This is a genomic window from Blastococcus sp. SYSU D00669, from assembly GCF_054050715.1.
In genome coordinates, this window is sequence record NZ_JBJGZV010000025.1 from 28,156 (window position 1) to 54,767 (window position 26,612).

The window sequence follows — 26,612 nt, forward strand, 5'->3', positions numbered from 1 at the left end:
GCGTGACCTTCCTCCTCAACAACTTCGTCGAACTCACGATCACCGGCCTCGTCCTCGGTGCGGTGTACGGCCTCGTCGCGCTCGGCTACACGCTGGTCTACGGCGTGCTGCAGCTGATCAACTTCGCGCACTCCGAGGTCTGGATGTTCGGCAGCTTCGCCGCCGTCTGGGTGACCGTGACCCTCGGCGTCTCGCCGGGTGGCCCGCTCATCACCGCGATCGGCGTCCTGCTGCTGGCCCTGATCGCCGCCATGGCGGTGAGCGGCGGGGTGGCCCTGCTCCTCGAGCGGGTCGCCTACCGCCGGCTCGTCCGCCTCGACGCCCCCAAGCTCGTCGCGCTGATCAGCGCCATCGGCGCCAGCTTCGCGCTCGCCGAGTTCATGGGCCTGCGCGACCGCATCGCCGACTTCTTCGGCCTGCGCGACGACCTCGACACCTACGTGCGCGCGGCCCGGGACAACACCCGGTTCCTCAACCCGCTCGAGACCGAGGGCGTGTTCACGATCGGTGGCTACACCGTGACGAACGTCGACCTGATCATCCTCGTCAGCGCGGTCGTGATGATGATCGCGCTGGACCAGTTCATCCGCCGCACCCGTGCCGGCCGCGGCATCCGTGCCGTGGCGCAGGACGCCGAGGCCGCCGCGCTCATGGGTGTCAACCGCAACCGGATCATCCGGACGACGTTCCTGGTCGGCGGCGTCATGGCCGGCGCCGCCGCGCTGCTGTACCTCATGCGGTTCGGCGTCACGCGCTGGAACGCCGGCTTCCTGCTGGGCGTCAAGGCGTTCACCGCCGCCGTCCTGGGCGGCATCGGCAACATCCGCGGGGCGCTGCTGGGCGGGTTCGTCCTGGGCCTCGCGGAGAACTACGGTTCTGCCATCGTCGGGTCGGAGTGGCGCGATGTCGTCGCGTTCCTCCTCCTCGTCGTCATCCTGCTGTTCCGCCCGAGCGGGCTGCTCGGCGAGAGCCTGGGGAGGGCCCGCGCATGAGCGCCCCGTCGAAGGCCACCGGCGCCACCGCGACCGCGGCCGGGTCGCGCCGCAAGCGCCCCGGGTGGGACCGCGGGGCGCTGGCGCGCCGGGTGGACGCCCTGCCGAAGCCGGTCAAGTGGGCGCTGGTCGCCCTGCTGGTCGTCTTCCTGTACGCGCTGCCGCTGCTCGAGCTGCCGATCATCAGCACGCCCGACACCGACTTCGGCGCCGTGCTGTTCACGGTGGCCAGCTACGTGCTGGTGGCGCTCGGGCTCAACATCGTCCTCGGCTACGCCGGCCTGCTCGACCTCGGCTACGTCGGGTTCTACGCGATCGGCGCCTACACCGTCGCCGTCTTCGGGTCGCTGCAGTTCCAGTGGTCGTGGTGGCTGCTCATCCCGCTGGCCGTGATCCTCACGACCATCTCGGGCGTGCTCCTGGGCGCGCCCACCCTGCGGGTGCGCGGTGACTACCTCGCCATCGTGACCCTCGGGTTCGGCGAGATCATCCGGCTGACGGCGCTCAACACCGAGTGGCTCGGCGAGGCCCGGGGCATCACCCAGATCCCCAGGCCGCCGAGCGTCGAGCTGTTCGAGATCCCGCACCTGTCGTGGGACGGCTTCACCGCCTTCGTCGACCTCGACGACACGACGACGTTCCTCACCTTCGGCGTCGCCGACCAGGCGCCGTACTACTGGCTGGCGCTCACGGTCATCTTCCTGGTGCTGGGCGCCGACCGGCTGCTGCGGCTGTCCCGCGTGGGCCGGGCGTGGGAGGCGACCCGCGAGGACGAGGACGCCGCCGAGCTCATGGGCGTCCCGACGTTCAAGTTCAAGCTGCTGGCCTTCGCCTCCGGCGCGTTCATCGGCGGCCTCTCGGGCGCCCTGTTCGCCTCCCGGCAGGGGTTCATCAACCCCGAGTCGTTCCAGCTGCTGCTGTCGATCCTGTTCGTCGCCGCCGTCGTCGTCGGTGGCGCGGGCAACCGCTACGGCGTCATCCTCGGCGCCATCGTGGTCGCGTACCTGCCCGAGCGGTTTCGCGGCTTCGAGGAGTGGCGCCTGCTGGTCTTCGGCCTCGCGCTCCTGCTGCTGGCCAACTTCCGGCCGCAGGGCCTGCTGCCGCCGCGCCGCGCGAGACGGGCGAAGGCCGCCGACGAGCAACAGGAAGCACTGGAAGAGGGGACCGACATCGATGAGCCAGAGCGTGTCTGACCCCGTCCCCGCCGACCGGGCCGCCCGCGAGGTGCTCCTGTCGGTCGACGACGTCAGCATCCGCTTCGGCGGTCTGCTGGCCCTCGACGGCGTCAGCTTCGACGTGCGCGAGGGCGAGATCTTCAGCCTGATCGGGCCGAACGGCGCCGGGAAGACCACGTGCTTCAACGTGATGACCGGCGTCTACCAGCCGACGTCGGGCTCGGTGCGCTTCGCCGGCGCGCCGCTCGGCCGGCGCAAGCGGCACGCGATCACCCGACTCGGGATCGCCCGGACGTTCCAGAACATCCGGCTGTTCCCGAACATGACCGCGCGGGAGAACGTGCTGGTGGGCGCCGACGCGCACCACCGGACCGGGGTCGCCAACGCGCTGTTCCGCACCCCGCGGCACCGCCGCGAGGAGCAGGAGGGCGAGGAGACGGCCCGCGAGGTCATGCGGTTCATGGGCCTGGAGCGGCGGGCCGACGAGCTGGCCCGCAACCTCTCCTACGGCGAGCAGCGGCGCCTGGAGATCGCGCGCGCCATGGCGACCCGGCCCAAGCTGCTGTGCCTGGACGAGCCGGCGGCCGGGTTCAACCCGGCGGAGAAGCGGCAGCTCATGCAGCTGATCCGCCGGATCCGCGACAGCGGGCTCACCGTGCTGCTCATCGAGCACGACATGAGCCTGGTGATGGGCGTGAGCGACCGGATCGCCGTCCTGGAGTTCGGGCGCAAGATCGCCGAGGGGCTGCCGGCCGAGATCCGCGAGGACCCGGCCGTCATCGCCGCCTACCTGGGCACCGAGACCGACGAGGAGGCGAGCGCCTGATGCTGCTCGAGGTCGAGGGGCTGTGCGTCAACTACGGCCGCATCGAGGCGATCCGCGACATCGGCTTCGTCGTCGAGGAGGGCTCGGTCGTCACGCTCATCGGCGCCAACGGCGCCGGCAAGACGACGACGCTGAAGACGCTCTCCGGGCTGCGCAAGGTCCGGGCGGGCAGCGTCCGCTTCCAGGGGCGGGACGTCACCCACATGGCGTCGCACGAGCGGGTGCCGCTGGGCATCAGCCAGTCGCCGGAGGGACGGCGGATCTTCCCGGGCATGTCGGTCGAGGAGAACCTCGACATGGGCGCCTACGCGCGGGCCGACCGGGCCAAGACCCGCTCGACCGACCTCGAGCGCGTCTTCACGCTGTTCCCGCGGCTGCTGGAGCGGCGCACCCAGCCGGCCGGCACCATGTCCGGCGGCGAGCAGCAGATGCTGGCCATCGGGCGGGCGCTGATGTCGCGGCCGAAGCTGCTGCTGCTCGACGAGCCCTCCATGGGGCTGGCGCCCAAGCTGATCCAGCAGATCTTCTCGATCATCACCGACATCCGGGAGCAGGGGACGACGATCCTGCTGGTCGAGCAGAACGCCGCGCAGGCGCTGCGGATCGCCGACCGCGCCTACATCCTCGAGACCGGGGAGATCATGCGCGAGGGCACCGGCGCCGAACTGTCGCAGGACGACAGCGTGCGCGCCGCCTACCTCGGCGGCGACGTGTGACGCGCACCAGATAGATGACGTCCGGCGCGCCGCCGCCTCCCCGGACCTCTGCGGGTGCACTCTTCGGGCACCGTCCAGGGGAGGCTGCGGTGCCGGGTTCCGGTTGGCGTGCGCGCGTGGCGCTGTCGTCGTCGTCCTGCAGCGTGCGCATCGCGCAGGCCGAGGACCTCACCGCCGTCCTGGAGCTGGTGCGCCAGCACCGGGCCGAGGCGCACGCCGAGGGGCTGCTCACCGGTCAGCTGCCCGGCTCGGCGACCGCGGCCGGCTTCGCCCGGCTGCTCGCCGATCCCGACCACCGCGTCGTCCTCGCCGTCGACGACGGCGGCGGGCGCGAGCGGGCGGTGGGGCTCGCGGTGCTCGGCGTGGAGCCGCTGTCGGTCGTCCTCGGTGCGCCGCAGGTGACCGTGGACAACCTCGTCGTCCACCGGGAGCACCGGCGGCGCGGGGTCGGCGCCGCGCTGCTCGCCGCCGCGGCCGCGCACGCCGAGGAGGTCGGCGCCCAGCACGTCGTCGCCACCTGCGGCGGGCACGAGCCCGAACGGCAGCGCTTCCTGTCCCGGATGGGCTTCGCGCCGCTGGCCACCCGCCGGATCGTGCCCCGCGAGACCCTCGTGAGCTCGCTGCTCACCTGGCGCCGCAGCCGGCTGGGCGTGCCGGTGCCCCGGCGCGTGCCCGCCCTCGGCCGGCGCGACGCCCCCGTCGCCGACCGGTAGCTCAGGCCTCCTTGACCAGCGTGGTCAGCCGGCCGGTCGCGGTCGGCCGGCCCTGCTCGTCGCTGACCTCGATGAGGAAGGTCGCGAGGGTGCGGCCGCGGCGCACGGGCGTGCAGACGGCGGTCACCGAGCCCGCGGTCGCCGAGCGCAGGTAGCTGACGTTCAGCTCGACACCGACGACCTGCCGCTCCGGCCCCGCGTGCAGGGCCCCGGCCCACGACCCGACCGTCTCCATCAGCGTGCAGGTGGCCCCGCCGTGCAGCAGGCCGTACGGCTGCTGGTTGCCCGCGACCGGCATCGTGGCGACGAGCCGGTCGGGGTCGTAATCGGTGATCCGGATGCCCAGCTTGTCGTCGAGCGGGCTGATCGTGCCTTCCGGGATCCAGGCGGGACGGGTGGTGGTCACCCGGGGACGGTAACCAGGCCCGCCCGCCGCTCCGTGCGGGGGGACGGCGTTGTCGGCGGTCACACCTAGGATCGGCTCCGATGTCCGCTCCGGTCTCCGCCCCCGCGCCCTCCGCCGCCGCTCCGACGACGGGGCCCCGCCCCCGGCTGCTGCTCCTCGACGGCCACTCGCTGGCCTACCGCGCGTTCTTCGCGCTGCCCGTCGAGAACTTCTCGACGACGACGGGACAGCCGACCAACGCGGTCTACGGCTTCACGTCGATGCTGATCAACATCCTGCGCGACGAGCAGCCGACGCACCTCGCCGTCGCCTTCGACGTCGGCCGCAAGACCTTCCGCTCGGAGATCTACGCCGAGTACAAGGCCAACCGGTCGGAGAGCCCCACCGACTTCCGCGGTCAGGTCAGCCTGATCCAGGAGGTGCTGGGCGCGCTGCGCATCCCGTTCATCACCGCCGAGGGCTACGAGGCCGACGACGTCATCGCCACGCTCACCGTGCAGGCGGTGGAGCAGGGCATGGACGTGCTCATCGGCACCGGCGACCGCGACGCGCTGCAGCTGGTCGACGAGCACGTGACCGTGCTCTACCCGCGCAAGGGCGTCTCCGACCTCACCCGGTTCACGCCGGAGGAGGTCGAGACCAAGTACGGGCTCTCGCCGGCCCAGTACCCCGACTTCGCCGCGCTGCGCGGCGACCCGAGCGACAACCTGCCGAGCATCCCGAGCGTGGGGGAGAAGACCGCGGCCAAGTGGGTCCGCGAGTACGGCTCCCTCGACGAGCTGGTCGACCGGGTCGACACGGTCAAGGGCAAGGTGGGGGAGGCCCTGCGGGCGCACCTGTCCTCGGTGCTGCAGAACCGGCGGCTGACCGAGCTCGACCGGTCGGTGCCGCTCGAGGTCGGGCCGGCCGACCTCGCCGTGCAGCCGTGGGACCGCAACGAGGTGCACACCCTCTTCGACAACCTGCAGTTCCGGGTGCTGCGCGAGCGGCTGTTCGCGACGCTGACCAGCGCAGAGCCGGAGGTGGAGGGCGGCTTCGACGTCTCGGTCGACCAGGTCGCCCCCGGCGCGCTCGGGGACTGGCTCGCCACCCACGCGACCGGCCGCACCGGGCTGATCTTCCGCGGTACCTGGGGGCGCGGCACCGGCGAGCTGACCGGGCTCGCCCTGGCCGCCGGCGACGACGCCGCCACCTTCGTCGACCTCGGCCCGTCGCTGGACGCCGCCGACGAGCAGGCGCTGGCCGCCTGGCTCGCCGACCCGTCGAAGCCCAAGGTCGTGCACGAGGTCAAGGGCCCGCTGCTGGCCGTCTGGGCGCGCGGCTGGGACCTCGCCGGGGTGGTGAGCGACACCGCGCTCGCCGCGTACCTGGCGCTGCCCGGGCAGCGGTCGTTCGACCTGGGCGACCTCGCCGTCCGCTACCTGCGGCGCGAGCTGAAGGACGCCGCCGCCGAGGAGGCGCAGCTGACCCTCGACGGCATGGGGCCCTCCGAGGAGGACCTCGCCGCCGAGGCCGCGAAGGTCGACGTCCTCAAGGCCGTCGCGGTCAACGACCTCTCCGACGCGCTGGAGAGCGTGCTCGGCCAGCGCGGCGGCGACCGGCTGCTGGGCGAGCTGGAGCTGCCGCTGTCGTTCGTGCTCGCTCGCATGGAGCAGCGGGGCATCGCCGCCGACCTGGACTTCCTCACCGAGCTGCAGCGGCAGTTCGCCGACGAGGTCGCCGCCGCCGCCGACGAGTGCTACGCCGTCATCGGCCGCGAGGTGAACCTCGGCTCGCCCAAGCAGCTGCAGGTCGTGCTGTTCGACGAGCTGGGCCTGCCGAAGACGAAGAAGATCAAGAGTGGGTACACCACCGACGCGGACGCGCTGACCAGCCTGCTGGCGCAGACCGGGCACCCGTTCCTCGAGCACCTGCTCCGCCACCGCGACGTCACCCGGCTGCGCACCGTCATCGACGGGCTGATCCCGATGGTCGACGACGGCGGGAGGATCCACACCACGTTCCAGCAGACGATCGCCGCCACCGGCCGGCTGTCGTCGATCGACCCGAACCTGCAGAACATCCCGATCCGCTCGGCCGAGGGCCGCCAGATCCGGCAGGCGTTCGTGGTCGGCAGCGGCTACGAGTCGCTGATGACCGCCGACTACAGCCAGATCGAGATGCGGATCATGGCGCACCTGTCCGGCGACGAGGGCCTCATCGAGGCGTTCACGTCGGGGGAGGACCTGCACTCCTTCGTCGCCTCCCGGGCGTTCGGCATCCCGATCGAGGACGTCGACCCGGAGATGCGGCGGCGGATCAAGGCGATGAGCTACGGCCTGGCGTACGGGCTGTCGGCCTACGGGCTGGCCCAGCAGCTGCGGATCACCCCGGAGGAGGCGCGCGAGCAGATGCACGCCTACTTCGAGCGCTTCGGCGGGATCCGCGACTACCTCGACGGCGTCGTCGACGACGCGCGGCAGACCGGCTACACCGAGACGACCCTCGGCCGGCGCCGCTACCTGCCCGACCTGACCAGCGACAACCGGCAGCGCCGGGAGATGGCCGAGCGGATGGCGCTCAACGCCCCCATCCAGGGCTCGGCCGCCGACGTCATGAAGGTCGCCATGCTCGACGTGGAGAAGGCGATCGCGGCCGAGGGGCTCTCGTCGCGGATGCTGCTGCAGGTGCACGACGAGCTCGTGCTCGAGGTGGCGCCGGGGGAGCGCGAGGCGCTGGAGGCCCTGGTCCGCCGCGAGATGGCCGGGGCCGCGCAGCTGTCGGTGCCGCTCGAGGTGTCGGTCGGCTTCGGCGCCAGCTGGGACGCCGCCGCCCACTAGGAGGCGGTCAGACCCGCTCCATCTCCCCGCCGTGCACGGTCAGCGCGTAGATGACCAGGACGTCGACGGCCACCACGATCGCCGCCCACACCGGCTGGGCGGGGCTGAAGGCCAGGGCCGACACCGCGCTGAGCACCGCGAGCACGACCCCGACGGCGCGGGCGACCGCGTTGCCGCTCATCACGCCGACGCCGGCGAGGAAGATGACGATGCCGAGCAGCAGGTGGATCCAGCCCCAGGTGGTGTAGTCGTCCACCAGCACCAGCCGGTCGGGCGCCGTCTGGTAGTAGTCGTCGTTGACGATCGCCGCGAGGCCCGCGATGGCCTGGAAGAACCCCAGCATCGCCATCATCACCCCGGCGAAGACCACCAGGCCGACCCAGCGGGTGGGCTCGCGGGACGGCTGGGACGTGCTGCGGTCGGCGGTTGCTGGCGTGTGCGCCATGGTCCCTCCTCGCCGGTCCGGTGCCGGGCGCGGTCGCGCCGGTGCCGGGCAGCGTCCGCCCCGGACCGGCCGGCCCGCGTCACTCGGGGCGGATGATCCGGCGACGATGGCGGCATGGTGGCACTGCTGAAGGACCCCGGTGCCCCCCCGCCTCGCTGGCTCGGCGCGGGCCCCTGCACCGGGGCCGGACGCCGCCGTCCGGCGGCGGCTGCTCCACCGGGACCGCGCCCTGCGGGCCGGCTACGTCGAGGCCGTAGCGGTCGCCGCCGACGTCCGCCGGCGCGGCGTCGCCTCGGCGGTGATGTCGGCGCTGGAGGACGTGGTCCGCTCCGCCTACGACCTCGGGGCGCTGTCGGCCACCGACGACGGCGCGGCCCTCCACGCCGCCCGCGGCCGGCAGCTCTGGCGGGGGCGGACCTCGGCGCTCACGCCGTCGGGGGTGCAGCCCACCGGACGATGACGGCTCCGGGCACGTGCTGCCCGGCGCCTCCGCGCTCGATCCCGACGAGGACGCTCGATCCGGACGAGGAGCCCACCTGCGACGGGCGCGACGGCGATCCCCGGTGGGGCCCCGGGGGCTCAGGCGGGTCTCGTGCAGACGAGGACGAGCGTCCCCGGCACGAGCGCGCCCCGGGCGGGGGACCACTGACCCCAGACCTGGGTGCGGCCAGGCGTCCACTCCGGCTCGAGCAGGTCGGTGAGCGCCAGGCCGGCGCCGACGACGGCCCGCACCCAGTCGCCGACGGTCCGGTGGTGCTCGACGTACACGGTGCGGCCCGCGTCATCGGTCTCGACGTAGGGCGTGCGGTCGAAGTAGGAGCCGATGACCCGCAGGTCGTCGGGATCGGGGGAGTCGGGCAGCGGCCAGCGCAGCGGGTGGTTGACCGAGGCGACGAACCGCCCGCCCGGGCGCAGCACGCGGGCGACCTCCCGCAGCGCGCCCTCGACGTCGGCGACGAACGGCAGGCCGCCGAACGCGGAGCAGGCGAGGTCGACGCTCGCGTCGGCCAGCGGCAGCGCGCCGGCGTCGGCCTGCAGGAGCGGCACGGCGAGGCCGGTCGCCAGGTTGAGCGCCGCCGCCCGGCGCAGCATGCCGGCCGACAGGTCGAGGGCGATGGGCGAGGCGCCGGCCTGCAGCAGCCACCGCGAGCAGGGCGCCGACCCGCAGCCGATCTCCAGCACCCGCCGGCCGGTGACGTCCCCCAGCAGGTGCGCCTCGCCCTCGCGCAGCCCCTCGGGGCACCAGAGGAAGTCGACGTCGCCCAGGTCGCGGCCGTGCTCAGCGAGGTAGGCGGGCGCCGCGGCGTCCCACCAGCGGCGGTTGGCGCGGACCGACTCCGCCGTCCCGGCCGGGCGACGCGCCACACCGCTGGCCGCCGGGTACCCGTCGGTACCGAGGGGCAGCTCGTCATCGGGTGGCGGGGGAGCGCTCATGGCCTGCCAGGGTCGCACCCCGCGGGGCCGCCGGCCGCCACGACCCAGGTGGACCGACCCCAGCTTCCGTCCGTACGATGGGAATGCGCTTGAGGTCTGTCAGCGTTGTGCCCCGGTCAAGGGGAACGGCGCCCGCCGGCTCTCCCCGCTCTTCCCGCGGCCGACCGGCCGCGGGTCGTCCCGTCCCTACGAGCAAACCGTCCGGAGCACTCGACCACATGACCTCCACCCAGGTCCGTCCTTCCAGCACCCCCCAGATCGCGGTCAACGACATCGGCACCGCAGAGGACTTCCTCGCCGCGATCGACCAGACCATCAAGTACTTCAACGACGGAGACATCGTCGAAGGCGTGATCGTCAAGGTCGACCGGGACGAGGTGCTGCTGGACATCGGCTACAAGACCGAGGGCGTCATCCCCTCGCGCGAGCTGTCCATCAAGCACGACGTCGACCCCAACGAGGTCGTCAAGGTCGGCGACGAGGTGGAAGCTCTCGTCCTCCAGAAGGAGGACAAGGAAGGCCGCCTGATCCTGTCCAAGAAGCGCGCCCAGTACGAGCGCGCCTGGGGCACGATCGAGGCCAAGAAGGAAGCCGACGAGGTCGTCACCGGCACCGTCATCGAGGTCGTCAAGGGCGGTCTGATCCTCGACATCGGCCTGCGCGGGTTCCTCCCCGCCTCGCTGGTCGAGATGCGCCGCGTCCGCGACCTGCAGCCCTACGTGGGCCGCGAGCTCGAGGCCAAGATCATCGAGCTCGACAAGAACCGCAACAACGTCGTCCTCTCCCGCCGCCAGTGGCTGGAGCAGACCCAGTCCGAGGTCCGCAGCGAGTTCCTCAACAAGCTCGCCAAGGGCCAGGTGCGCACCGGCGTCGTCTCCTCGATCGTCAACTTCGGCGCGTTCGTCGACCTCGGCGGCGTCGACGGCCTGGTGCACGTCTCCGAGCTGTCCTGGAAGCACATCGACCACCCGTCCGAGGTCGTCGAGGTGGGCCAGGAGGTCACCGTCGAGGTCCTCGACGTCGACCTCGACCGCGAGCGGGTCTCCCTGTCGCTGAAGGCGACGCAGGAGGACCCGTGGCGCCAGTTCGCCCGCACGCACCAGATCGGCCAGGTCGTCCCCGGCAAGGTCACCAAGCTGGTGCCCTTCGGTGCGTTCGTCCGCGTCGACGAGGGCATCGAGGGCCTGGTCCACATCTCCGAGCTGGCCGAGCGCCACGTGGAGATCCCGGAGCAGGTCGTCCAGGTCGGCGACGAGATCCTGGTCAAGGTCATCGACATCGACCTCGACCGCCGGCGCATCTCGCTGTCGCTCAAGCAGGCCAACGAGGGCGTCGTCGGCGACGAGGACGTGTTCGACCCGGCCGCCTACGGCATGGCCGCCTCGTACGACGAGCAGGGCAACTACATCTACCCCGAGGGCTTCGACCCGGAGACCGGCGAGTGGCTCGAGGGCTACGACGAGGCCCGCGAGACCTGGGAGCGGCAGTACGCGGAGGCCCAGGCCCGGTACGAGGCGCACCGCAAGCAGATCGCGGCGGCCAAGGAGGCCGACGCCGAGGCCGCGGCCGGTGGCAACTACTCCAGCGGTGGCGACACCGCGGCGAGCGACACCAGCGGCGGCACGCTGGCCAGCGACGAGGCGCTCGCCGCGCTGCGCGCCAAGCTGGCCGGCGGGGAGTGACCGTCTGACGGTCTGACCCGCGCAGACGAGCAGAGGCCCGGAACCCCCAGGGGTTCCGGGCCTCTGTCGTTCCCCGGCCGGCGAGTCGGTGAGGTGCTGGAACGGCCACCCTCCAGGGGCCCGCGCCGGATGTGCGAGGCGTGGGGAGGAGGGTGGTCCTCCTACAGGGAGAGGATGATCGCGAACGCCGTGCGCGGCCGGCCGCCGGACATGGCGAGGAAGTTCCAGGTGTGCCGCCCGGACGGGACGGTGGGCAGCAGCCACCGCAGGAAGGCGTTGCGCTGCTGGGCGCCGCGTTCGGTCTGCAGCCGCTCGCGGACGGCCGGCAGGTCGGTGACGCGCACCCCGCCGGCGCGCTCGATCCGGTGGCGACCGGGGCCACGGCCGGCGGACGGGGTCGAGGGACGGGCCTGCATGGGACGGGACATGTTCTGGTTCTGCCTCTCTCGGCGGGGGAAGAGCGCCGAGGCGGACGTTATGGGTGGGAACTCGTGTGACTGGTGCGACGCGCCGGGCGCGAGTTCCGGGTGTTGCCGTTCCGTGATCTGACGCCGGATAGGTTCGCCCGGTGCTGAACATCGGGCTGACCGGCGGGATCGGATCGGGCAAGAGCACGGTGTCGGCCCTGCTGGCCGCTCGCGGCGCGGTGGTCGTCGACGCCGACCGGATCGCCCGGGAGGTCGTCGAGCCCGGCACGCCCGGCCTGGCGGCCGTCGTGGATGCGTTCGGGGACCGGGTGCTCGGCCCGGACGGCGGCCTCGACCGGCCGGCACTGGCGGCGGTGGTGTTCGCCGACCCGGAGGCCCGCGCCCGGCTGGACGGCATCGTGCACCCGCTGGTGCGCGCCCGGGCCGCCGAGCTGGCCGCTGCGGCCCCGCCGGACGCCGTCCTGGTCCACGACATCCCCCTGCTGGTCGAGACCGGCCAGGCGGGCCGCTACGACCTCGTCCTCGTGGTGGAGGCCGACCTGGACACCCGGGTGGCGCGGATCGTGCAGCGCGGCCTGCCCGAGGCCGACGCCCGGGCCCGGATCGCCGCGCAGGCGACCGACGAGCAGCGCCGGGCGGTGGCCGACGTCGTCCTGGACAACAGCGGCAGCCGCGACGAGCTGGCCGCGCAGGTCGACCGCTTCTGGGCCGAGCACGTGGCCCCGCGCCTCGGCTGACCTGCGCGGAAGACGCGCGCCGTCGTCGTGCCGCTCGGGTGGGGGTGCCCCGCCGCCCCGACCCCGGGAACGCAGGAGGCCCCGGGTCGGTGACCCGGGGCCTCGCTGATCGTGTGGGCGATACTGGGTTCGAACCAGTGACCTCTACCGTGTCAAGGTAGCGCGCTACCACTGCGCCAATCGCCCGAGCCGGCCTGGCGGCCGGACCCTCCTCCGCGCTCGTGCTCCGCGAGGGAGACGACGAGGTGGAGACGGGATTTGAACCCGTGTAGACGGCTTTGCAGGCCGTTGCCTCGCCTCTCGGCCACTCCACCGCACACGGGCACCGGTCTTGCGACCGGCGCCCGAGGTTCCGAGCGGACGACGGGATTCGAACCCGCGACCCTCACCTTGGCAAGGTGATGCTCTACCAACTGAGCCACGTCCGCGTTGCGTCGAGAACTTTACACGGCCGCCGCGGGGGTGTGGCGCAGGGGGGGTCGGCCGGGTGTCTCGGACGCGCGTTCTCCCAGGTCAGCGGCCTGTCGGATCGGCGCCGCCGTTGGAGAGCAGGGCCATGAGCTCCTGGTCGATGTCGAGGGCGGCGGCCTCGGACCCGGACGGCACGAGCGCCTCGGTCTCGCGGAGGAAGGCCGTGAGGGTCGCGCGGGAGAGCTCGAACAGCGCCTCGCCCGACGGCGCCCGCAGGTGCAGGAACAGCACGTCGGCCGTGGCCGAGGCCGGCCACAGCCGGACGTCGCCGTCGCCGGCCGGGCGGTCGAGGCCCGCCCGCAGCAGCTCGCGGCCCACGAGCCAGGTGACGCCGTCCTCCTCGCCGGCCCCGCTGCCGGTGTCGCCGAAGGTGATCCGGACGGCGAACGGGTCCGCGGCGTCGTAGACGAGCAGCGCGGGGACCTCGGTCCACGACCGGGGACCGATGAGCTGCAGCGTGAGCGGGGAGGAGTAGCGGGAGGAGGAGCGGCGCGCCATGTTCTTCACAACGAGGTGGTGCCCGCTTGGTGACGTCCTGATACCCGACTCGCCCCACGAGTCACATCCGCCCCACGGGCACCGAACCGGAATCCCTGATGGGGCCGAAGGGAACGTGTGACGATAGGAGCCGTGAGCCGTCCGGAACGGCGCTCGGCGGAGGACCCGGCCGACGCCGCACTCGTCCGCCGGATCCGGGCGGGTGACCGGGGGGCGGTCGACGACCTGTACGCCCGGTTCCGCCGCCCGGCGTTCGCGCTGGCCCGCCGCATCCTCGGCGACGACACCCTCGCCGAGGACGTGCTGCAGGACGTCTTCCTCACCGTGTGGCGCGACCCCGGCGCCTTCGACCGGTCGCGCGGCAGCTTCGCATCCTGGCTGCTGGCGATGGTGCACCACAAGGCCGTGGACGCCGTCCGCCGCGAGGAGTCCCAGCGGCGCCGGCAGGCGCGGGCCGAGGACGAGCTCGCGCTGAGCGCGCCCACCGCCACCCGCGACGTCGAGGACGAGGCGTGGAACCGGGTCGTCGCCGAGCGCGTGCGGGTGGCGCTGGGCGTCCTACCCGCGGCCCAGCGCGAGGCGCTCACCCTCGCGTACTACGGCGGCTACACCCAGCGCGAGGTCGCCGCGCTGACCGGCGCCCCGCTCGGCACCGTGAAGACCCGCATGCTGGCCGGGATGCGCCGGCTCAAGGAGGAGCTCGGCGGCGCGACCGGCGGGCCGTCGCTCGGTGGTGCCCTCGGCGGCGCCGCCCCGGTGGACGGGACGACCCGGTGAGCGGCGCGCACCGCGCGGGTGACCACGCGCTCTACGACGAGCTCGCCGTGGGCTGGGCGCTGCACGCGCTCGAGCCCGAGGACGAGGCGGCCTTCAGCCTGCACCTGCCCGACTGCGCCCGCTGCGCCCGCACCGTCGCCGAGACCTCCGACGTCATGGCCGCGCTGGCCACCGACCTGCCGCCGGCCGAGCCGTCGGCCGAGCTGGGCGACCGGCTGCGGGCGGCGGTGCAGCGGACCGAGCAGGTCCGGCCGGCCGACGAGGACCGCCCGCCCGCCGACGACCTCGCCCCGCTCGCCGAGGTCGCGGCCGATCACGAGCCGCCGCGCCAGGCGAGCGGTTTCCCCCTCTACGAGCATGGCCGGCCCGGAACCGCCCCGCAGCGGTCGCAGTGGCGCCGGCTGCTGCCCTCGGCGCTCGTGGCGGCCGTCGTCGCCGCGCTGCTCGCGCTCGGCACCTGGACCGTCGTCCTCGGCGACGCGCGGGACCGCGCGGAGAGCACCGTGGCCGAGCAGTCGGAGATCATGCAGTCGCTGCTCCGACCCGGGCAGGCGACGATCGCGCCGCTCAGCCACGAGGACACCGTGGTCGCCACGGTCGTCGCCCGCGACGGGCAGCTCCAGGTGGTCACCCAGGGGCTGGGCATGAACGACACCGCGTCGCAGATCTACGTCGTCTGGGGGATGGGGGACGGCGATCCGGTCCCCCTGGGCACCTTCGACGTCGTACGGTCGCAGATGGACCTGCGGACCGTAGGCTCCGACCGGATCGGGCTCGACGACTACACCGGCTACGCCGTCAGCATCGAGCCCGGCCGCCACGCTCCGGCGACCCCGTCGGAGGTCGTCGCGACGGGTGAGGTGACCAGCTGAGCGCACCGGACACCGCGCGGGCGCCGCAGCAGCCGCCCGAGCGGGAGACAGACGAGCAGCGGCGCGCCCGCTACGACGCCGACGAGCACCGCAGCCTGCGCGAGCGGGTTCGCGACACCGGCTGGCGCCGCCGGCTCGCCGCCCGCCGCACGACCAACCACACCTACCGGGTGGTGGTCGGCGTCGTCGGCGGCCTCATCGTCGCCGTCGGCCTGGCCACCATCCCGCTGCCCGGGCCCGGCTGGCTCACCGTGATCGCCGGCCTGTTCGTGCTCGCCACCGAGTTCACCTGGGCCGAGCGGCTGCTGGAGTTCACCAAGAAGCACGTCAAGCGCTGGACCGACTGGGTCACCGCCCAGCCGGTCTGGGTGCGGCTGCTGATCGCGCTGGCCACGGCGGCGTTCGTGTACGGCGTCGTGGTCGTCGTGCTGCACGTCCTCGGCGTCCCGGACTGGGTCCCGGGGTGGGTGCCGCTGTGGCGCTGACCGGCTGCCTATACTCGTAGCCGACGCGGGCGATTGGCTCAGTGGTAGAGCGCTTCGTTCACACCGAAGAGGTCACTGGTTCGAACCCAGTATCGCCCACCGCGCGGAAGGGCCAGGTGAACCCCGGGACGGGGGCCTGGCCCTTCGTCGTGCCCGGGGCCCGCGGACCGGTGGGGCTCAGGGGGTCCGGTAGTGCGCGTAGATCAGCCCGGTGGCGAAGGCGCGCTGCTCGACCAGTTCGAGGTCGAGGCGCATGCCGTCGGGGAAGAACCGCTTGCCGCCGCCGACCGCGCTCGTCGTCGTGAAGAGGTGGTACTCGTCCACCAGGCGCGCGGCGATCGCCTGGGCGGCGAGGGTGGGGCCGTCGATGCTGAGGTCGTGCTCGGACTCCTCCTTGAGCCGGCGCACCGCCTCCGGGTCGAAGGTCCGCTCGATCCTGGTCCGCTCGCTCGCCACCGACTCCGGCGTCGTGGAGTAGACGACCTCGTCGGCGGCCCGCCAGTCGCGCGAGTACTCCAGGATGTGCGGCGGCACGCCGGGCCCCTCGTGCACCGTCTCCCAGAAGACCATCTGCGCCGTCTCCCAGAAGACCATCGTCTCGTACATGCGCCGGCCGTAGAGGAACGTGCCGATGTGGCGGAAGACGTCCCCGATGAGGGTGTGCACCTCCGGGTCCTCGGCCCCCTTGCCGAGGTCGCCCTCGGCCGCCTCGGCGTAGCCGTCGAGCGAGGTGATCATCGAGCAGATGAGCTTGGCCATGCGTCCCCTCCGGGTGCGCGCACGTCGGTTCCTCGGTGGTCCTGGACGGTCCGACCTGCGCCGGTCCGGCAACTCATCGTCCGGCCGGCCGCCGTCCGCGGGGCATGATCGCCGCGTGACGGTGCTGCGGTCCCTCGTCCTGTTCGCCGTCGCGGCGGTCGCGGAGATCGGCGGGGCCTGGCTGGTCTGGCAGGGCATCCGCGAGCACCGCGGCTGGCTGTGGGTCGCCGGCGGCTTCCTGGCGCTCGGCGGCTACGGCCTCGTGGCGACCCTGCAGCCCGATCCGCACTTCGGCCGCGTGCTCGCCGCGTACGGCGGGGTCTTCGTGGCCGGGAGCCTCGCCTGGGGTGCCGTGGCCGACGGCTACCGCCCCGACCGCTGGGACCTGCTCGGCGCCGGTCTCTGCCTCGTCGGCGTACTGGTGATCATGTACGCGCCGCGGGTCGACGGGTGACCACCGACCCCCGGGACCTGGTGCGCCGCTTCGCCGGTGAGGTGATCGGCGGCGGAGACCTCGCCGCCCTCGACGAGCTGTTCGCGCCGGAGGCGGCGGCCCGGATGCGGCGGTGGGTCGAGCCATTCCTGGCGTCGTTCTCCGACGTCCGGATGGAGGTGGTCACCGTCCTGGTCGACGGCGACCGGGTGGTCGGGCGCTTCCGGTGCTCCGGGACACACACCGGGCCGTGGCTCGGTCACGCCCCGACGGGGCGGCGGTTCCGCCGGATCGACGAGGTCTACTTCTTCCGGGTGGACGACGGCCGGATCGTCGAGGCGTGGGGGCTGGAGGACACCCTCCGCCGGATGCGCCAGCTCGGCCTGCTGCCCTGACCGGCGGCGCGGGGCGGCCGGCGGGCGCACCATGGGGGAGTGCCCCAGCTCGACCGCGCCGACCGGCTCGACGCGATCCTCGAGCGGGACGGCCCCACCTGCGTCTGGTGCGGCCGGGCCTTCGGGCCGCTGGTGCGGCCCACCACCGAGCACGTCGTCCCGCGGGTGAAGGGCGGCCCGTCGTGGTTGGAGAACGAGGTCGCCGCCTGCCGGCGGTGCAACGCCGACCGCGGGCACCGCACCCCGGCGGACTGGTTGACCGAGTGCGAGCGGCGGGGCTGGGCGCCCGACGAGCCGCGCCTGGTGCGCACGCTGACGGCACTGGAGGTCGCGATCGCCCGCACCGGTGGCCAGCGCCGGGCACGGCCCTACCTGGAGTCCCAGCTGCGGCGGCTGCGCCGCCGGGGGGCCGGACGTACGGTCGCGTAGTGGGCTCGGTTCTGCAGGTGTCCGTCTACCCGGTGAAGAGCCTCGGCGGCCGCACCGTGCCCGAGGCCGAGATCGGCCCCGGCGGGCTGGCCGGTGACCGGGCCCGGGCCGTCGTCGACGCGACGACGGGGGAGCGGGTCACCGTCAAGAGCACCCCCGAGATGGCCGAGGTCGTCGCCACCGGGGACGACGAGGCCGACACGGTCGCCCTCACCCAGGTCCTCGGCCGCCCGGTCCGGTTGGAGCGGGCCGGGTCACCGCAGGTCGACGCCGCCGCGGTGCACCTGGTCAGCCGGGCCGCGATCGACCGCGCGGCCGCCGGCGACGTCCCCGAGGGCTGCTCGGCCGCCGACCCGCGGGCCAACCTGCTGCTCGACCTGCCCGAGGGCGAGGACGAACGCGGCTGGGTGGGCCGGACGGTGCGCGTCGGCGAGGTCGAGCTCCAGGTGACCCGGACGCCGAAGCACTGCCTCGGCGTCTACGCCGAGGTGCGCACGCCCGGGCGGGTGCGCCCCGGCGACCCGGTGCAGCTGCTGCCCTGAGGCGCGGGTCGGCGTATTCCGCCGGGGTCCACGGCGGCGGGCACTAACCTCAGGGGTGCCCGCCCGACCGGCGCGGGCGCACCGACCGACCCTGGGAGCTCCTCGTGCCTGCCGCACCCACCCCCGCCGCGCTCGCCCCGATCCGGGTGCCGGCCGGGACCACCGCGGCCGACGCGCTCAAGGAGGCCGGCGTCGCGCTCAAGGGCCCGGACGGCGCCGTCGTCGTCCGCGACCTGGCCTCCGGCGACCTCAAGGACCTCGCCTGGGCGCCCGACGCCGACGCCGAGGTGGAGCCCGTGCCGGCCGCCAGCCCCGAGGGGCGCGCGGTCATCCGGCACTCGACGGCGCACGTGCTCGCCCAGGCGGTGCAGGAGCTGTTCCCCGGCACGCGGCTGGGCATCGGCCCGCCGGTCGAGAACGGCTTCTACTACGACTTCGACCCCGAGCGGCCCTTCACGCCCGAGGACCTGCAGGCCCTCGAGAAGAAGATGACCGAGATCGTCCGGGCCGGGCAGCGGTTCTACCGCCGGGAGATCAGCGACGCCGAGGCCAAGGCCGAGCTGGCGCACGAGCCGTACAAGCTCGAGCTCATCGACCTCAAGGGTGGCGGGAACGACGACGCCGAGGGCGCGAGCGTCGAGGTCGGCGGCGGCCAGCTGACGATGTACGACAACCTCGACGCGCGCACCGGCGACCGCCTCTGGACCGACCTCTGCCGCGGCCCGCACCTGCCGCGCACGAACAACATCCCGGCCTTCTCCCTCACCCGCTCCGCCGCCGCCTACTGGCGGGGCAGCGAGAAGAACCCGCAGCTGCAGCGCATCTACGGGACGGCGTGGGAGAGCCGGGAGGCGCACAAGGCCTACCTCGAGCAGCTGGCCGAGGCCGAGCGGCGCGACCACCGGCGCCTGGGCGCCGAGCTGGACCTGTTCAGCTTCCCCGACGAGATCGGCTCCGGCCTGGCGGTGTTCCACCCCAAGGGCGGGGTGGTCAAGCGGGAGATGGAGGACTACGTCCGCCGGCGGCACATCGAGGAGGGCTTCTCCTACGTCGGGACGCCGCACATCACCAAGGCGCACGTCTTCGAGCTGTCGGGCCACCTGCCGTACTACGCCGACACCATGTTCCCGCCGATGGAGCTGGAGAACGCGCAGTACTACCTCAAGGCCATGAACTGCCCGATGCACAACCTGATCTACCGGTCGCGCGGGCGGTCCTACCGCGAGCTGCCGCTGCGGTTCTTCGAGTTCGGCTCGGTGTACCGCTACGAGAAGTCCGGCGTCGTGCACGGCCTGACCCGGGTGCGCGGCCTGACGCAGGACGACTCGCACAGCTACGTCACCCCCGAGCAGGCGCCCGGCGAGATCCGCCACCTGCTGCACTTCGTGCTCGGCCTGCTGCGCGACTTCGGCCTCGACGACTACTACCTGGAGCTGTCCACGCGCGGCGACGACCCGGCCAAGCAGTCGAAGTTCGTCGGTTCCGAGGCGGACTGGGCCAAGGCCACCGCCGTGCTCGAGGAGGCGGCCGAGGAGACCGGCCTGGAGCTCGTGCCCGACCCGGGCGGCGCGGCCTTCTACGGGCCGAAGATCTCGGTCCAGGCCCGTGACGCCATCGGCCGCACCTGGCAGATGTCGACCATCCAGTACGACTTCAACCAGCCGGCCGGCTTCGGCCTGGAGTTCACCGCCGCCGACGGCAGCCACCAGCAGCCGGTGATGATCCACTCGGCCAAGTTCGGGTCGATCGAGCGGTTCTTCGGCGTGCTCACCGAGCACTACGCCGGCGCCTTCCCGGCGTGGCTGGCACCGGTGCAGGTGGTCGGCATCCCGGTCACCGACGACCAGGTCGGGTACCTGCAGGACGTCGCCCTGCGGCTGCGGGAGCGGGGCCTGCGGGTGGAGATCGACGACTCCGACGACCGCATGCAGAAGAAGATCCGGACGGCGAGCAAGCAGAAGGTGCCGTTCGTGCTCATCGCCGGTGCCACCGACGCCGAGGCGGGCGCGGTCTCCTTCCGTTACCGCGACGGCAGCCAGCGCAACGGCGTCCCGATCGCCGCCGCGGTCGAGCACGTGGCGAACTGGGTCGGCGCCCGGCACAACGCCGACCCGAATGCCGAGGTCCCGGTGTGAGCGAGCGGGAGAGCGTCGCCGTGCCCGTCCCGAACGACGACGGCGGCCCGACGTCGGTGTTCGAGCACCTGTGGACGCCGTACCGGATGGCCTACATCCGCGGCGAGGGCAAGCCGACCGGCGACCACGACTGCCCGTTCTGCCTCATCCCGAAGATGGGCGACGAGGAGGGGCTGGTCGTCGCGCGGGGGGAGACGGTGTTCGCCGTCCTCAACCTGTACCCCTACAACGCCGGGCACCTGATGGTGGTCCCGTACCGCCACGTGCCCGACTACACCGACCTCACCACCGACGAGGTCGCCGAGCTGGGCGCCTTCACCCAGACGGCGATGCGGACCATCCGCGCGATCAGCGGCGCCCACGGGTTCAACATCGGGATGAACCAGGGGCACATCGCCGGCGCGGGCATCGCCGACCACCTGCACCAGCACGCGGTGCCGCGGTGGGGCGGCGACACCAACTTCATGCCGGTGGTCGGGCTCACCCGGGTGCTGCCGCAGGTGCTCACCGAGACCCGCGCCCTGCTGGCCGCGGCCTGGGCCGACCACGCGCCGGCCGGGGAGGCCTGACGTGCTCGGCGGCGCGCGCCCCGCGGTGGCCCGGGTGCTCGCACCCGTGGTGACCCGGCTGGCGCGCGCGGGCGTGACCCCCGACGCGGTGACGGTCACCGGCACCCTGGGCTCGATCGCCGCCTCGGTGTTCCTGCTCGGCACCGGGCACCTGTTCTGGGGCGCCTTCGTCGTCACGCTGCTGGTGCTGCTCGACATGCTCGACGGCGCGCTGGCCCGCGCGCGCGGCGGCGGGTCGCTGTTCGGCGCGGTGCTCGACTCCACCGGCGACCGCGCCTCCGACGCCGCCATCTTCGCCTCGCTCGCCTGGTGGTTCGCCGGGCCCGGCGACAACCGGCTGCTGGTCCTGCTGTCCCTCGTGTGCCTGGTGCTCGGCGTCCTGACCTCCTACGTCAAGGCCCGCGCCGAGGGGGTCGGGCTCTCCGCCGACGTCGGCATCGTCGAGCGCACCGAGCGGCTGATCCTGGTGCTCACCGGCGCCGGCCTGACCGGGCTGGGCGTGCCCTACGCCCTGCACGTGGCGCTCTGGATCCTGCTGGTGGGCAGCGCGATCACCGTCGGGCAGCGGTTCGTCGCCGTGCACCGCGCCGCCCGCGGCCGGCCGCTGCCCAGCTCGGAGCCGGCCCCCCCGGCCGCACCGGCGCCGTGAGCGACGATCGCGGGCTGCGCGCCCGCGCCGGCGCCGGGCTCACCGACGCCGGCTACGCGGCGGGGTGGGGCGCGGTCAAGCTGCTCCCCGAGGGGGTGGCGCGCCGGGCGTTCGACGCCGTGGGCGGCTGGGCGGGCCGCCGGGACGGTGCCGGGACCCGGCAGCTGCGGGCGAACCTCCGGGTGGCCACCGGCGGCACCCTGACCGAGGCCGAGCTCGACGAGCTGACCGAGCGGGCGGTGCGCTCCTACGCGAGGTACTGGCGCGAGGCGTTCCGGCTGCCGGTCACGGACCCCGCGCGGATCGTCCGGGGGACCAGCGGCTACGGGATCGAGCACCTGGAGAAGGGCCGCGATTCCGGTCGGCCGATGGTCCTGGCCCTGCCGCACAGCGGGAACTGGGACGCCGCCGGCGTGTGGCTCGTCCACTTCCTCGGCGGGCCGTTCATGACCGTCGCCGAACGGCTGAAGCCCGAGTCGGTGTACCGGCGCTTCCTCGAGTACCGCGAGGCCCTCGGCATGCGGGTCGTCCCGCTCACCGGCGGCCCGCGGCCGAGCTCGACGGTGCTGCGCGAGTGGGTCGCCGACGGCGGGTCGGTCTGCCTGCTCGTCGATCGCGACCTGGGCAGCGGCGGGGTGCCGGTGCAGTTCTTCGGTCGGCGGGCCACGATGCCCGGCGGCCCGGCGGTGCTGGCCGCGCAGACCGGTGCCGCGCTGCACCCGGTGGTCTGCCAGTTCACCGACGACGGCTGGCGGCTGTGCATCCAGCCGGAGGTGCCGGTCGACGGCGGCGGCCGGCTCAAGGACCGCGTCACCGGGGCGATGCAGGGCGTCGCCGACGCGTTCACCCGGTCGATCGCCGCGCAGCCGGAGGACTGGCACATGCTGGGCCGGATCTGGTCCGATGTGCCCCGAGACCCGCCGCGCACGACCCCGAGGAGAGGGGCGTCCTGATGCGCATCGGCCTGGTGTGCCCCTACCAGTGGGACGTGCCGGGCGGCGTCCAGTACCACGTGCGCGACCTGGCCGAGACCCTGCGCGGCCTCGGCCACCACGTGGAGGTGCTCACCCCCGCCGAGCGCGAGGAGTCGCTGACCGAGCCCTGGCTGACCTTCGCCGGCCGCACCGTGCCGATCCCGTACAACGGCTCGATGGCCAGCGTCCAGTTCGGACCCGTGTCGGCCGCCCGGGTGCGGCGCTGGCTGCGCGACGGCCACTTCGACGTGGTCCACGTGCACGACCCGGCACCGCCGTCGATCGGCCTGCTCGTCTGCATGATGGCCGAGGGCCCCATCGTCGCCACCTTCCACGCGGCCACGGTGCGCTCGAAGTGGCTGGCCGCCTGGGGGCCGATCGTGCGGCCCTGGCTGGAGAAGATCACCGGCCGCATCGCCGTCTCCGACTTCGCCCGCCGGGTGCAGGTCGAGCACCTCGGCGGCGACGCGGTGATCATCCCGAACGGGGTGCACGTGGCCGCCTTCGCCGACGGCCCCGGGCTGCCCAGGCACACCCGCGGCGTCGACGGCCCGACGATCGGCTTCCTCGGTCGCTACGACGAGCCCCGCAAGGGCCTGCCGGTCCTGCTCGAGGCGATGCGGACCGTCGTCCGCCGCCACCCCGGGGCGCGGCTGCTGATCGCCGGCCGCGGCGACCCCGACGAGCTGCAGGAGCTGGTCGGAGACGACCTGCGGGCGCACGTGGCCCTGCTGGGCGAGCTGAGCGAGCAGGACAAGGCGGCGTTCCTGCGCTCGGTCGACGTCTACTGCGCCCCGAACCTGCTCGGCGAGTCCTTCGGCGTGATCCTCATCGAGGCGCTGGCCGCGGGCGCGCCGATCGTCGCCAGCGACCTCGACGCCTTCGCCAAGGTGCTCGACGACGGCGCCGCCGGGGTGCTGGTCCGCCGGGGCGACGCGGCGGCGCTGGCGGGGGCGCTGGACGAGCTGATCACCGACCCCGACCGTCGGGCGCGGCTCTCGGCGCACGGGCAGCAGGTCGCGGCCGGCTACGACTGGTCGGTCCTCGCCCAGCGGATCCTCGCCGTCTACGAGACCGTCGCCGTCCCCGGCGGCGAGGTGACGGCGGCCGACCACGACCTCCCCGGGCTGCCGCAGCCGGCAGTGGGGGACGGGTGGTCCCGCCGCATCCGGGTGCGGCGATAGCGTGACGCCCCGTGACGACCGGGGCCTGGCTGATCGTCGGCGCCGTCGTCGTCGTGCTCCTGCTGGTGTGGACGACGTGGACGCTGACCCGCCTGCGCCGGCTGGAGGCCCGGGTGGAGCGGGCGTGGACGGCGCTGGACACCCAGCTGCAGCGGCGCGCGGGGCTGGCCGACGAGCTCGCCCGCGACCACGCCGCCGCCGTGGGGGAGCCGACCGCCGCCCGGCTGGCCGCCGCGGCCGCCGGCGTCCGCGCACCGCAGGCCGGCGACCGGGAGCTGGCCGAGAACGCCCTCGGCCGCGAGCTGCGCGAGCTGCCCACCGACCTCGCCGTCCCCACCGCCCTGGTGGCCGACCTCGTCGGCACCGGCACCCGGGTGCAGCTGGCCCGGCGCTTCTACAACGACGCCGTCCGCGACACCCGTGAGCTGCGCCGGCGCCGGTTCGCCCGGTTGATGCGGCTGCACGCCCGCCGCCCGCTGCCGCGCTTCTTCGACATCGACGACGAGGTGGCCGAGGAGCTGCGCGGGCCGGCGGCCGCCGACCGGGGGACCGAGCGGCCGTAGGATCTCCAGGTCAAGATCCCCGACGATCCGAGGCAGCATCCCGTGGCGACGCACGAGCCCGCTCCTGAGGGCACCCCCCACACCACCCCCTCGACCGGCACCGACCTGGTCAAGCGCGGGATGGCCGAGCAGCTCAAGGGCGGCGTCATCATGGACGTCGTCACCCCCGAGCAGGCGCGGATCGCCGAGGACGCCGGCGCCGTCGCCGTCATGGCGCTGGAGCGGGTGCCGGCCGACATCCGCGCCCAGGGCGGCATCGCGCGGATGAGCGACCCCGACATGATCGCCGGGATCATCGACGCGGTCTCGATCCCGGTGATGGCCAAGGCCCGGATCGGCCACTTCGTCGAGGCGCAGGTGCTGCAGGCCCTCGGCGTGGACTACGTCGACGAGTCCGAGGTGCTCACGCCCGCCGACGAGGAGCACCACATCGCCAAGCACGGGTTCACCGTGCCGTTCGTCTGCGGCGCCACCGACCTGGGCGAGGCGCTGCGGCGGATCGCCGAGGGCGCGGCGATGATCCGCTCCAAGGGCGAGGCCGGCACCGGCAACGTCGTCGAGGCCACCCGGCACATGCGGGCGATCCGGGCGGGCATCCGCCGGCTGGGCACGCTCGACGAGACCGAGCTCTACGTCGCGGCCAAGGAGCTGCGCGCGCCGTACCCGCTGGTGGCCGGGGTCGCCCGGCTCGGGAAGCTGCCGGTCGTGCTCTTCACCGCCGGCGGCATCGCCACCCCGGCCGACGCGGCGATGATGATGCAGCTCGGCGCCGAGGGCGTCTTCGTCGGCTCGGGCATCTTCAAGTCCGGCGACCCCGCGCGGCGCGCCGCCGCGATCGTGCAGGCCACCACGTTCTTCGACGACCCGGACGTGATCGCCAAGGTGTCCCGCGGCCTGGGCGAGCCGATGGTGGGCATCAACGTCACCACGCTGCCCGAGGCCGAGCGGTACGCCACCCGCGGCTGGTGACCGCCACCGGTCTCTCCCCGCGATCATGGCGTCGTGACCACCCGCACGGCCGGATCGGTGGTCGGGGCGCCATGATCACGGCGGACCGGGCCCCGCGCGTCGGGGTGCTGGCGCTGCAGGGCGACGTCCGCGAGCACCTCGCCGCGGTGCGGGCCCAGGGCGCGGAGGCGGTGCCGGTCCGGCGTCCGGAGGAGCTCGCCGCCGTCGACGGGCTGGTGCTGCCGGGCGGCGAGTCCACCACCATCGCCAAGCTGGCCGACCGGTTCGGGCTGCTCGGGCCGCTGCGCGCGGCGGTGGCCGGCGGGCTGCCCGTCTACGGCTCGTGCGCAGGGATGATCCTGCTGGCCGACCGGCTCCTCGACGCCCCGCCGGGCCAGCCGACCATCGGCGGGCTGGACGTGACCGTGCGCCGCAACGCCTTCGGCCGGCAGGTCGACAGCTTCGAGTCCGACGTCGTCGTCGCGGGGCTGACCGGCGGCCCGGTGCACGCGGTGTTCATCCGTGCACCCTGGGTCGAGGAGGCCGGCGAGCGGGTGGAGGTGCTCGGCCGGGTCGAGGGCGGGCCGGCCGACGGTAGGATCGTCGCCGTCCGCCAGGGGAACCTGGTGGCCACCAGCTTCCACCCCGAGCTGACCGGGGACCGCCGGGTGCACGCGCTGTTCGTGGACCTGGTGCGACAGAACCTGGCCGACCAGATCGGGGCCGGGCGTGCAGAGGAGGACTCGTGAGCGGCCACTCCAAGTGGGCGACGACGAAGCACAAGAAGGCCGCGATCGACGCCAAGCGCGGCAAGCTCTTCGCCAAGCTCATCAAGAACGTCGAGGTCGCGGCGCGCACCGGCGGCGGTGACCCGGCGGGCAACCCGACGCTCTACGACGCCATCCAGAAGGCGAAGAAGTCCTCGGTCCCCAACGACAACATCGACCGCGCGGTCAAGCGCGGGTCCGGCGCCGAGGGCGGCGGCGCCGACTGGCAGACGATCATGTACGAGGGCTACGCCGCCGGCGGCGTCGCGGTCCTCATCGAGTGCCTCACCGACAACCGCAACCGGGCCGCCTCCGAGGTGCGCACCGCGATGACCCGCAACGGCGGCTCGATGGCCGACCCCGGCTCGGTGTCCTACCTGTTCTCCCGCAAGGGCGTCGTCGTGGTGCCCAAGGCGCAGGAGAGCGGCGCGACCGACGAGGACTCGGTGCTCCTGGCCGTCCTCGACGCCGGCGCCGAGGAGGTCCGCGACCTCGGCGACACCTTCGAGGTGATCAGCGAGCCGACCGACCTGGTCGCCGTCCGCACCGCGCTGCAGGACGCCGGGATCGACTACGACTCCGCCGAGGCCGGGTTCGTGCCCAGCACGACGATCGAGCTCGACGAGGACGGCGCCGGCAAGGTGTTCCGCCTCATCGACGCCCTCGAGGACTGCGACGACGTGCAGAACGTCTACGCCAACTACGACGTGAGCGACGAGGTCCTCGAGAAGGTCGGCTGAACCCGCCGGGCGTGTTGCGCGCCGGGGGCGTCGTGCGGGACGGTTAGCC

The 26,612-nt window shown here is 73.6% G+C and carries 31 protein-coding genes and 4 tRNA genes; 26 read left to right on the plus strand and 9 right to left on the minus strand.

Annotation, left to right across the window (positions count from 1 at the left end; genetic code table 11):
* Window positions 1-2 precede the first annotated feature (2 nt).
* From ACI8AF_RS17625 to ACI8AF_RS17645, 5 genes are all read left to right on the plus strand, one after another.
* Window positions 3-992: a branched-chain amino acid ABC transporter permease gene (locus ACI8AF_RS17625; protein ID WP_456541037.1), complete on the plus strand. Its 990-nt coding sequence runs from the start codon at window positions 3-5 to the stop codon at window positions 990-992.
* On the plus strand, window positions 989-2,185 hold the full coding sequence (locus ACI8AF_RS17630) for a branched-chain amino acid ABC transporter permease (protein WP_456541038.1): 1,197 nt from the start codon (window positions 989-991) through the stop codon (window positions 2,183-2,185). Before ACI8AF_RS17625 ends, ACI8AF_RS17630 begins: the two co-directional genes overlap by 4 nt.
* On the plus strand, window positions 2,178-2,993 hold the full coding sequence (locus ACI8AF_RS17635; protein ID WP_456541039.1) for an ABC transporter ATP-binding protein: 816 nt from the start codon (window positions 2,178-2,180) through the stop codon (window positions 2,991-2,993). Before ACI8AF_RS17630 ends, ACI8AF_RS17635 begins: the two co-directional genes overlap by 8 nt.
* A complete protein-coding gene (locus ACI8AF_RS17640) occupies window positions 2,993-3,709 on the plus strand; it encodes an ABC transporter ATP-binding protein (RefSeq protein WP_456541040.1) in 717 nt (238 codons plus the stop codon). The genes ACI8AF_RS17635 and ACI8AF_RS17640 overlap by 1 nt, the downstream gene beginning before the upstream one ends.
* A gap of 116 nt (window positions 3,710-3,825) precedes the next feature.
* Window positions 3,826-4,422, plus strand: coding sequence for an N-acetyltransferase family protein (locus ACI8AF_RS17645; protein WP_456541041.1), 597 nt, complete (start codon window positions 3,826-3,828; stop codon window positions 4,420-4,422).
* A gap of 1 nt (window position 4,423) precedes the next feature.
* Here the strand turns inward: ACI8AF_RS17645 and ACI8AF_RS17650 are convergent, their stop codons facing one another.
* On the minus strand, window positions 4,424-4,828 hold the full coding sequence (locus ACI8AF_RS17650; RefSeq protein WP_456541042.1) for a PaaI family thioesterase: 405 nt from the start codon (window positions 4,826-4,828) through the stop codon (window positions 4,424-4,426).
* 80 nt (window positions 4,829-4,908) lie between these two features.
* Here ACI8AF_RS17650 and polA point away from each other — a divergent pair, with 80 nt between their 5' ends.
* Window positions 4,909-7,647, plus strand: a complete 2,739-nt coding sequence (gene polA / locus ACI8AF_RS17655) for a DNA polymerase I (RefSeq protein WP_456541043.1) — start codon at window positions 4,909-4,911, stop codon at window positions 7,645-7,647.
* Window positions 7,648-7,654: 7 nt separating this feature from the next.
* Here the strand turns inward: polA and ACI8AF_RS17660 are convergent, their stop codons facing one another.
* Entirely contained in the window at window positions 7,655-8,092 is a 438-nt protein-coding gene (locus ACI8AF_RS17660) for a DUF7144 family membrane protein (protein ID WP_456541044.1), read from the minus strand.
* Between the two features lie 139 nt (window positions 8,093-8,231).
* Here ACI8AF_RS17660 and ACI8AF_RS17665 point away from each other — a divergent pair, with 139 nt between their 5' ends.
* Complete coding sequence (locus ACI8AF_RS17665) at window positions 8,232-8,552, plus strand: GNAT family N-acetyltransferase (protein ID WP_456541045.1); 321 nt, start codon at window positions 8,232-8,234, stop codon at window positions 8,550-8,552.
* A gap of 119 nt (window positions 8,553-8,671) precedes the next feature.
* Here ACI8AF_RS17665 and ACI8AF_RS17670 read toward each other — a convergent pair whose 3' ends face one another.
* The gene (locus ACI8AF_RS17670; RefSeq protein ID WP_456541046.1) at window positions 8,672-9,526 is read right to left on the minus strand and encodes a class I SAM-dependent methyltransferase; all 855 of its coding nucleotides are present in this window, start codon (window positions 9,524-9,526) and stop codon (window positions 8,672-8,674) included.
* A 218-nt stretch (window positions 9,527-9,744) separates the two neighbouring features.
* Here ACI8AF_RS17670 and rpsA point away from each other — a divergent pair, with 218 nt between their 5' ends.
* Window positions 9,745-11,208 carry a 30S ribosomal protein S1 gene (gene rpsA, locus ACI8AF_RS17675; RefSeq protein ID WP_456541047.1) on the plus strand — a complete coding sequence of 488 codons (1,464 nt, stop codon included), beginning with the start codon at window positions 9,745-9,747 and terminating at the stop codon, window positions 11,206-11,208.
* Window positions 11,209-11,369: 161 nt separating this feature from the next.
* On the opposite strand, the gene ACI8AF_RS17680 is transcribed toward rpsA, so the two are convergent.
* Window positions 11,370-11,636: a hypothetical protein gene (locus tag ACI8AF_RS17680; RefSeq protein ID WP_456541048.1), complete on the minus strand. Its 267-nt coding sequence runs from the start codon at window positions 11,634-11,636 to the stop codon at window positions 11,370-11,372.
* Between the two features lie 140 nt (window positions 11,637-11,776).
* Between ACI8AF_RS17680 and coaE the strand changes: the two genes are divergently transcribed.
* Window positions 11,777-12,373: a dephospho-CoA kinase gene (gene coaE, locus ACI8AF_RS17685; RefSeq protein ID WP_456541049.1), complete on the plus strand. Its 597-nt coding sequence runs from the start codon at window positions 11,777-11,779 to the stop codon at window positions 12,371-12,373.
* Window positions 12,374-12,487: 114 nt separating this feature from the next.
* On the opposite strand, the gene ACI8AF_RS17690 is transcribed toward coaE, so the two are convergent.
* The 4 genes from ACI8AF_RS17690 to ACI8AF_RS17705 form a co-directional block, all read right to left on the minus strand.
* Window positions 12,488-12,559, minus strand: a tRNA-Val gene (locus ACI8AF_RS17690).
* 57 nt (window positions 12,560-12,616) lie between these two features.
* A tRNA-Cys gene (locus tag ACI8AF_RS17695) sits at window positions 12,617-12,687 on the minus strand.
* A gap of 41 nt (window positions 12,688-12,728) precedes the next feature.
* Window positions 12,729-12,801: transfer RNA gene (locus ACI8AF_RS17700), tRNA-Gly, on the minus strand.
* An 85-nt stretch (window positions 12,802-12,886) separates the two neighbouring features.
* Window positions 12,887-13,342 (minus strand): SsgA family sporulation/cell division regulator, encoded by a 456-nt coding sequence (locus tag ACI8AF_RS17705; RefSeq protein ID WP_456541050.1) that lies wholly within the window; start codon window positions 13,340-13,342, stop codon window positions 12,887-12,889.
* A 132-nt stretch (window positions 13,343-13,474) separates the two neighbouring features.
* On the opposite strand from ACI8AF_RS17705, the gene ACI8AF_RS17710 reads away from it, so the two are divergent.
* From ACI8AF_RS17710 to ACI8AF_RS17725, 4 genes are all read left to right on the plus strand, one after another.
* Window positions 13,475-14,119, plus strand: coding sequence for a sigma-70 family RNA polymerase sigma factor (locus ACI8AF_RS17710; RefSeq protein ID WP_456541051.1), 645 nt, complete (start codon window positions 13,475-13,477; stop codon window positions 14,117-14,119).
* Window positions 14,116-14,991: an anti-sigma factor gene (locus tag ACI8AF_RS17715; protein WP_456541052.1), complete on the plus strand. Its 876-nt coding sequence runs from the start codon at window positions 14,116-14,118 to the stop codon at window positions 14,989-14,991. The genes ACI8AF_RS17710 and ACI8AF_RS17715 overlap by 4 nt, the downstream gene beginning before the upstream one ends.
* A gap of 170 nt (window positions 14,992-15,161) precedes the next feature.
* Entirely contained in the window at window positions 15,162-15,476 is a 315-nt protein-coding gene (locus tag ACI8AF_RS17720) for a PGPGW domain-containing protein (RefSeq protein ID WP_456541053.1), read from the plus strand.
* A gap of 27 nt (window positions 15,477-15,503) precedes the next feature.
* Window positions 15,504-15,575: transfer RNA gene (locus ACI8AF_RS17725), tRNA-Val, on the plus strand.
* Between the two features lie 78 nt (window positions 15,576-15,653).
* Here ACI8AF_RS17725 and ACI8AF_RS17730 read toward each other — a convergent pair.
* On the minus strand, window positions 15,654-16,235 hold the full coding sequence (locus ACI8AF_RS17730) for a dihydrofolate reductase family protein (RefSeq protein ID WP_456541054.1): 582 nt from the start codon (window positions 16,233-16,235) through the stop codon (window positions 15,654-15,656).
* Between the two features lie 115 nt (window positions 16,236-16,350).
* Here ACI8AF_RS17730 and ACI8AF_RS17735 point away from each other — a divergent pair, with 115 nt between their 5' ends.
* The 13 genes from ACI8AF_RS17735 (at window position 16,351) to ACI8AF_RS17795 (ending at window position 26,563) form a co-directional block, all read left to right on the plus strand.
* Window positions 16,351-16,689, plus strand: coding sequence for a YnfA family protein (locus ACI8AF_RS17735; RefSeq protein WP_456541055.1), 339 nt, complete (start codon window positions 16,351-16,353; stop codon window positions 16,687-16,689).
* Complete coding sequence (locus tag ACI8AF_RS17740; protein WP_456541056.1) at window positions 16,686-17,063, plus strand: ester cyclase; 378 nt, start codon at window positions 16,686-16,688, stop codon at window positions 17,061-17,063. Before ACI8AF_RS17735 ends, ACI8AF_RS17740 begins: the two co-directional genes overlap by 4 nt.
* A 39-nt stretch (window positions 17,064-17,102) precedes the next feature.
* A complete protein-coding gene (locus ACI8AF_RS17745; protein WP_456541057.1) occupies window positions 17,103-17,492 on the plus strand; it encodes an HNH endonuclease in 390 nt (129 codons plus the stop codon).
* Complete coding sequence (locus tag ACI8AF_RS17750) at window positions 17,492-18,034, plus strand: MOSC N-terminal beta barrel domain-containing protein (RefSeq protein WP_456541058.1); 543 nt, start codon at window positions 17,492-17,494, stop codon at window positions 18,032-18,034. Before ACI8AF_RS17745 ends, ACI8AF_RS17750 begins: the two co-directional genes overlap by 1 nt.
* A 104-nt stretch (window positions 18,035-18,138) precedes the next feature.
* Window positions 18,139-20,169, plus strand: coding sequence for a threonine--tRNA ligase (thrS, locus tag ACI8AF_RS17755; RefSeq protein WP_456541059.1), 2,031 nt, complete (start codon window positions 18,139-18,141; stop codon window positions 20,167-20,169).
* On the plus strand, window positions 20,166-20,738 hold the full coding sequence (locus ACI8AF_RS17760; protein ID WP_456541060.1) for an HIT family protein: 573 nt from the start codon (window positions 20,166-20,168) through the stop codon (window positions 20,736-20,738). Before thrS ends, ACI8AF_RS17760 begins: the two co-directional genes overlap by 4 nt.
* A gap of 1 nt (window position 20,739) precedes the next feature.
* Window positions 20,740-21,387 (plus strand): phosphatidylinositol phosphate synthase, encoded by a 648-nt coding sequence (gene pgsA / locus ACI8AF_RS17765; protein WP_456541061.1) that lies wholly within the window; start codon window positions 20,740-20,742, stop codon window positions 21,385-21,387.
* Window positions 21,384-22,340, plus strand: coding sequence for a phosphatidylinositol mannoside acyltransferase (locus tag ACI8AF_RS17770; protein WP_456541062.1), 957 nt, complete (start codon window positions 21,384-21,386; stop codon window positions 22,338-22,340). Before pgsA ends, ACI8AF_RS17770 begins: the two co-directional genes overlap by 4 nt.
* Entirely contained in the window at window positions 22,340-23,545 is a 1,206-nt protein-coding gene (locus tag ACI8AF_RS17775) for a glycosyltransferase family 4 protein (protein ID WP_456541063.1), read from the plus strand. Before ACI8AF_RS17770 ends, ACI8AF_RS17775 begins: the two co-directional genes overlap by 1 nt.
* Window positions 23,546-23,556: 11 nt before the next feature.
* Window positions 23,557-24,108 carry a hypothetical protein gene (locus ACI8AF_RS17780; protein ID WP_456541064.1) on the plus strand — a complete coding sequence of 184 codons (552 nt, stop codon included), beginning with the start codon at window positions 23,557-23,559 and terminating at the stop codon, window positions 24,106-24,108.
* A 42-nt stretch (window positions 24,109-24,150) separates the two neighbouring features.
* Complete coding sequence (pdxS, locus tag ACI8AF_RS17785; protein WP_456541065.1) at window positions 24,151-25,077, plus strand: pyridoxal 5'-phosphate synthase lyase subunit PdxS; 927 nt, start codon at window positions 24,151-24,153, stop codon at window positions 25,075-25,077.
* A gap of 71 nt (window positions 25,078-25,148) precedes the next feature.
* Window positions 25,149-25,805 (plus strand): pyridoxal 5'-phosphate synthase glutaminase subunit PdxT, encoded by a 657-nt coding sequence (gene pdxT / locus ACI8AF_RS17790; RefSeq protein WP_456541066.1) that lies wholly within the window; start codon window positions 25,149-25,151, stop codon window positions 25,803-25,805.
* Window positions 25,802-26,563: a YebC/PmpR family DNA-binding transcriptional regulator gene (locus tag ACI8AF_RS17795; protein WP_456541067.1), complete on the plus strand. Its 762-nt coding sequence runs from the start codon at window positions 25,802-25,804 to the stop codon at window positions 26,561-26,563. The genes pdxT and ACI8AF_RS17795 overlap by 4 nt, the downstream gene beginning before the upstream one ends.
* Window positions 26,564-26,612 lie beyond the last annotated feature (49 nt).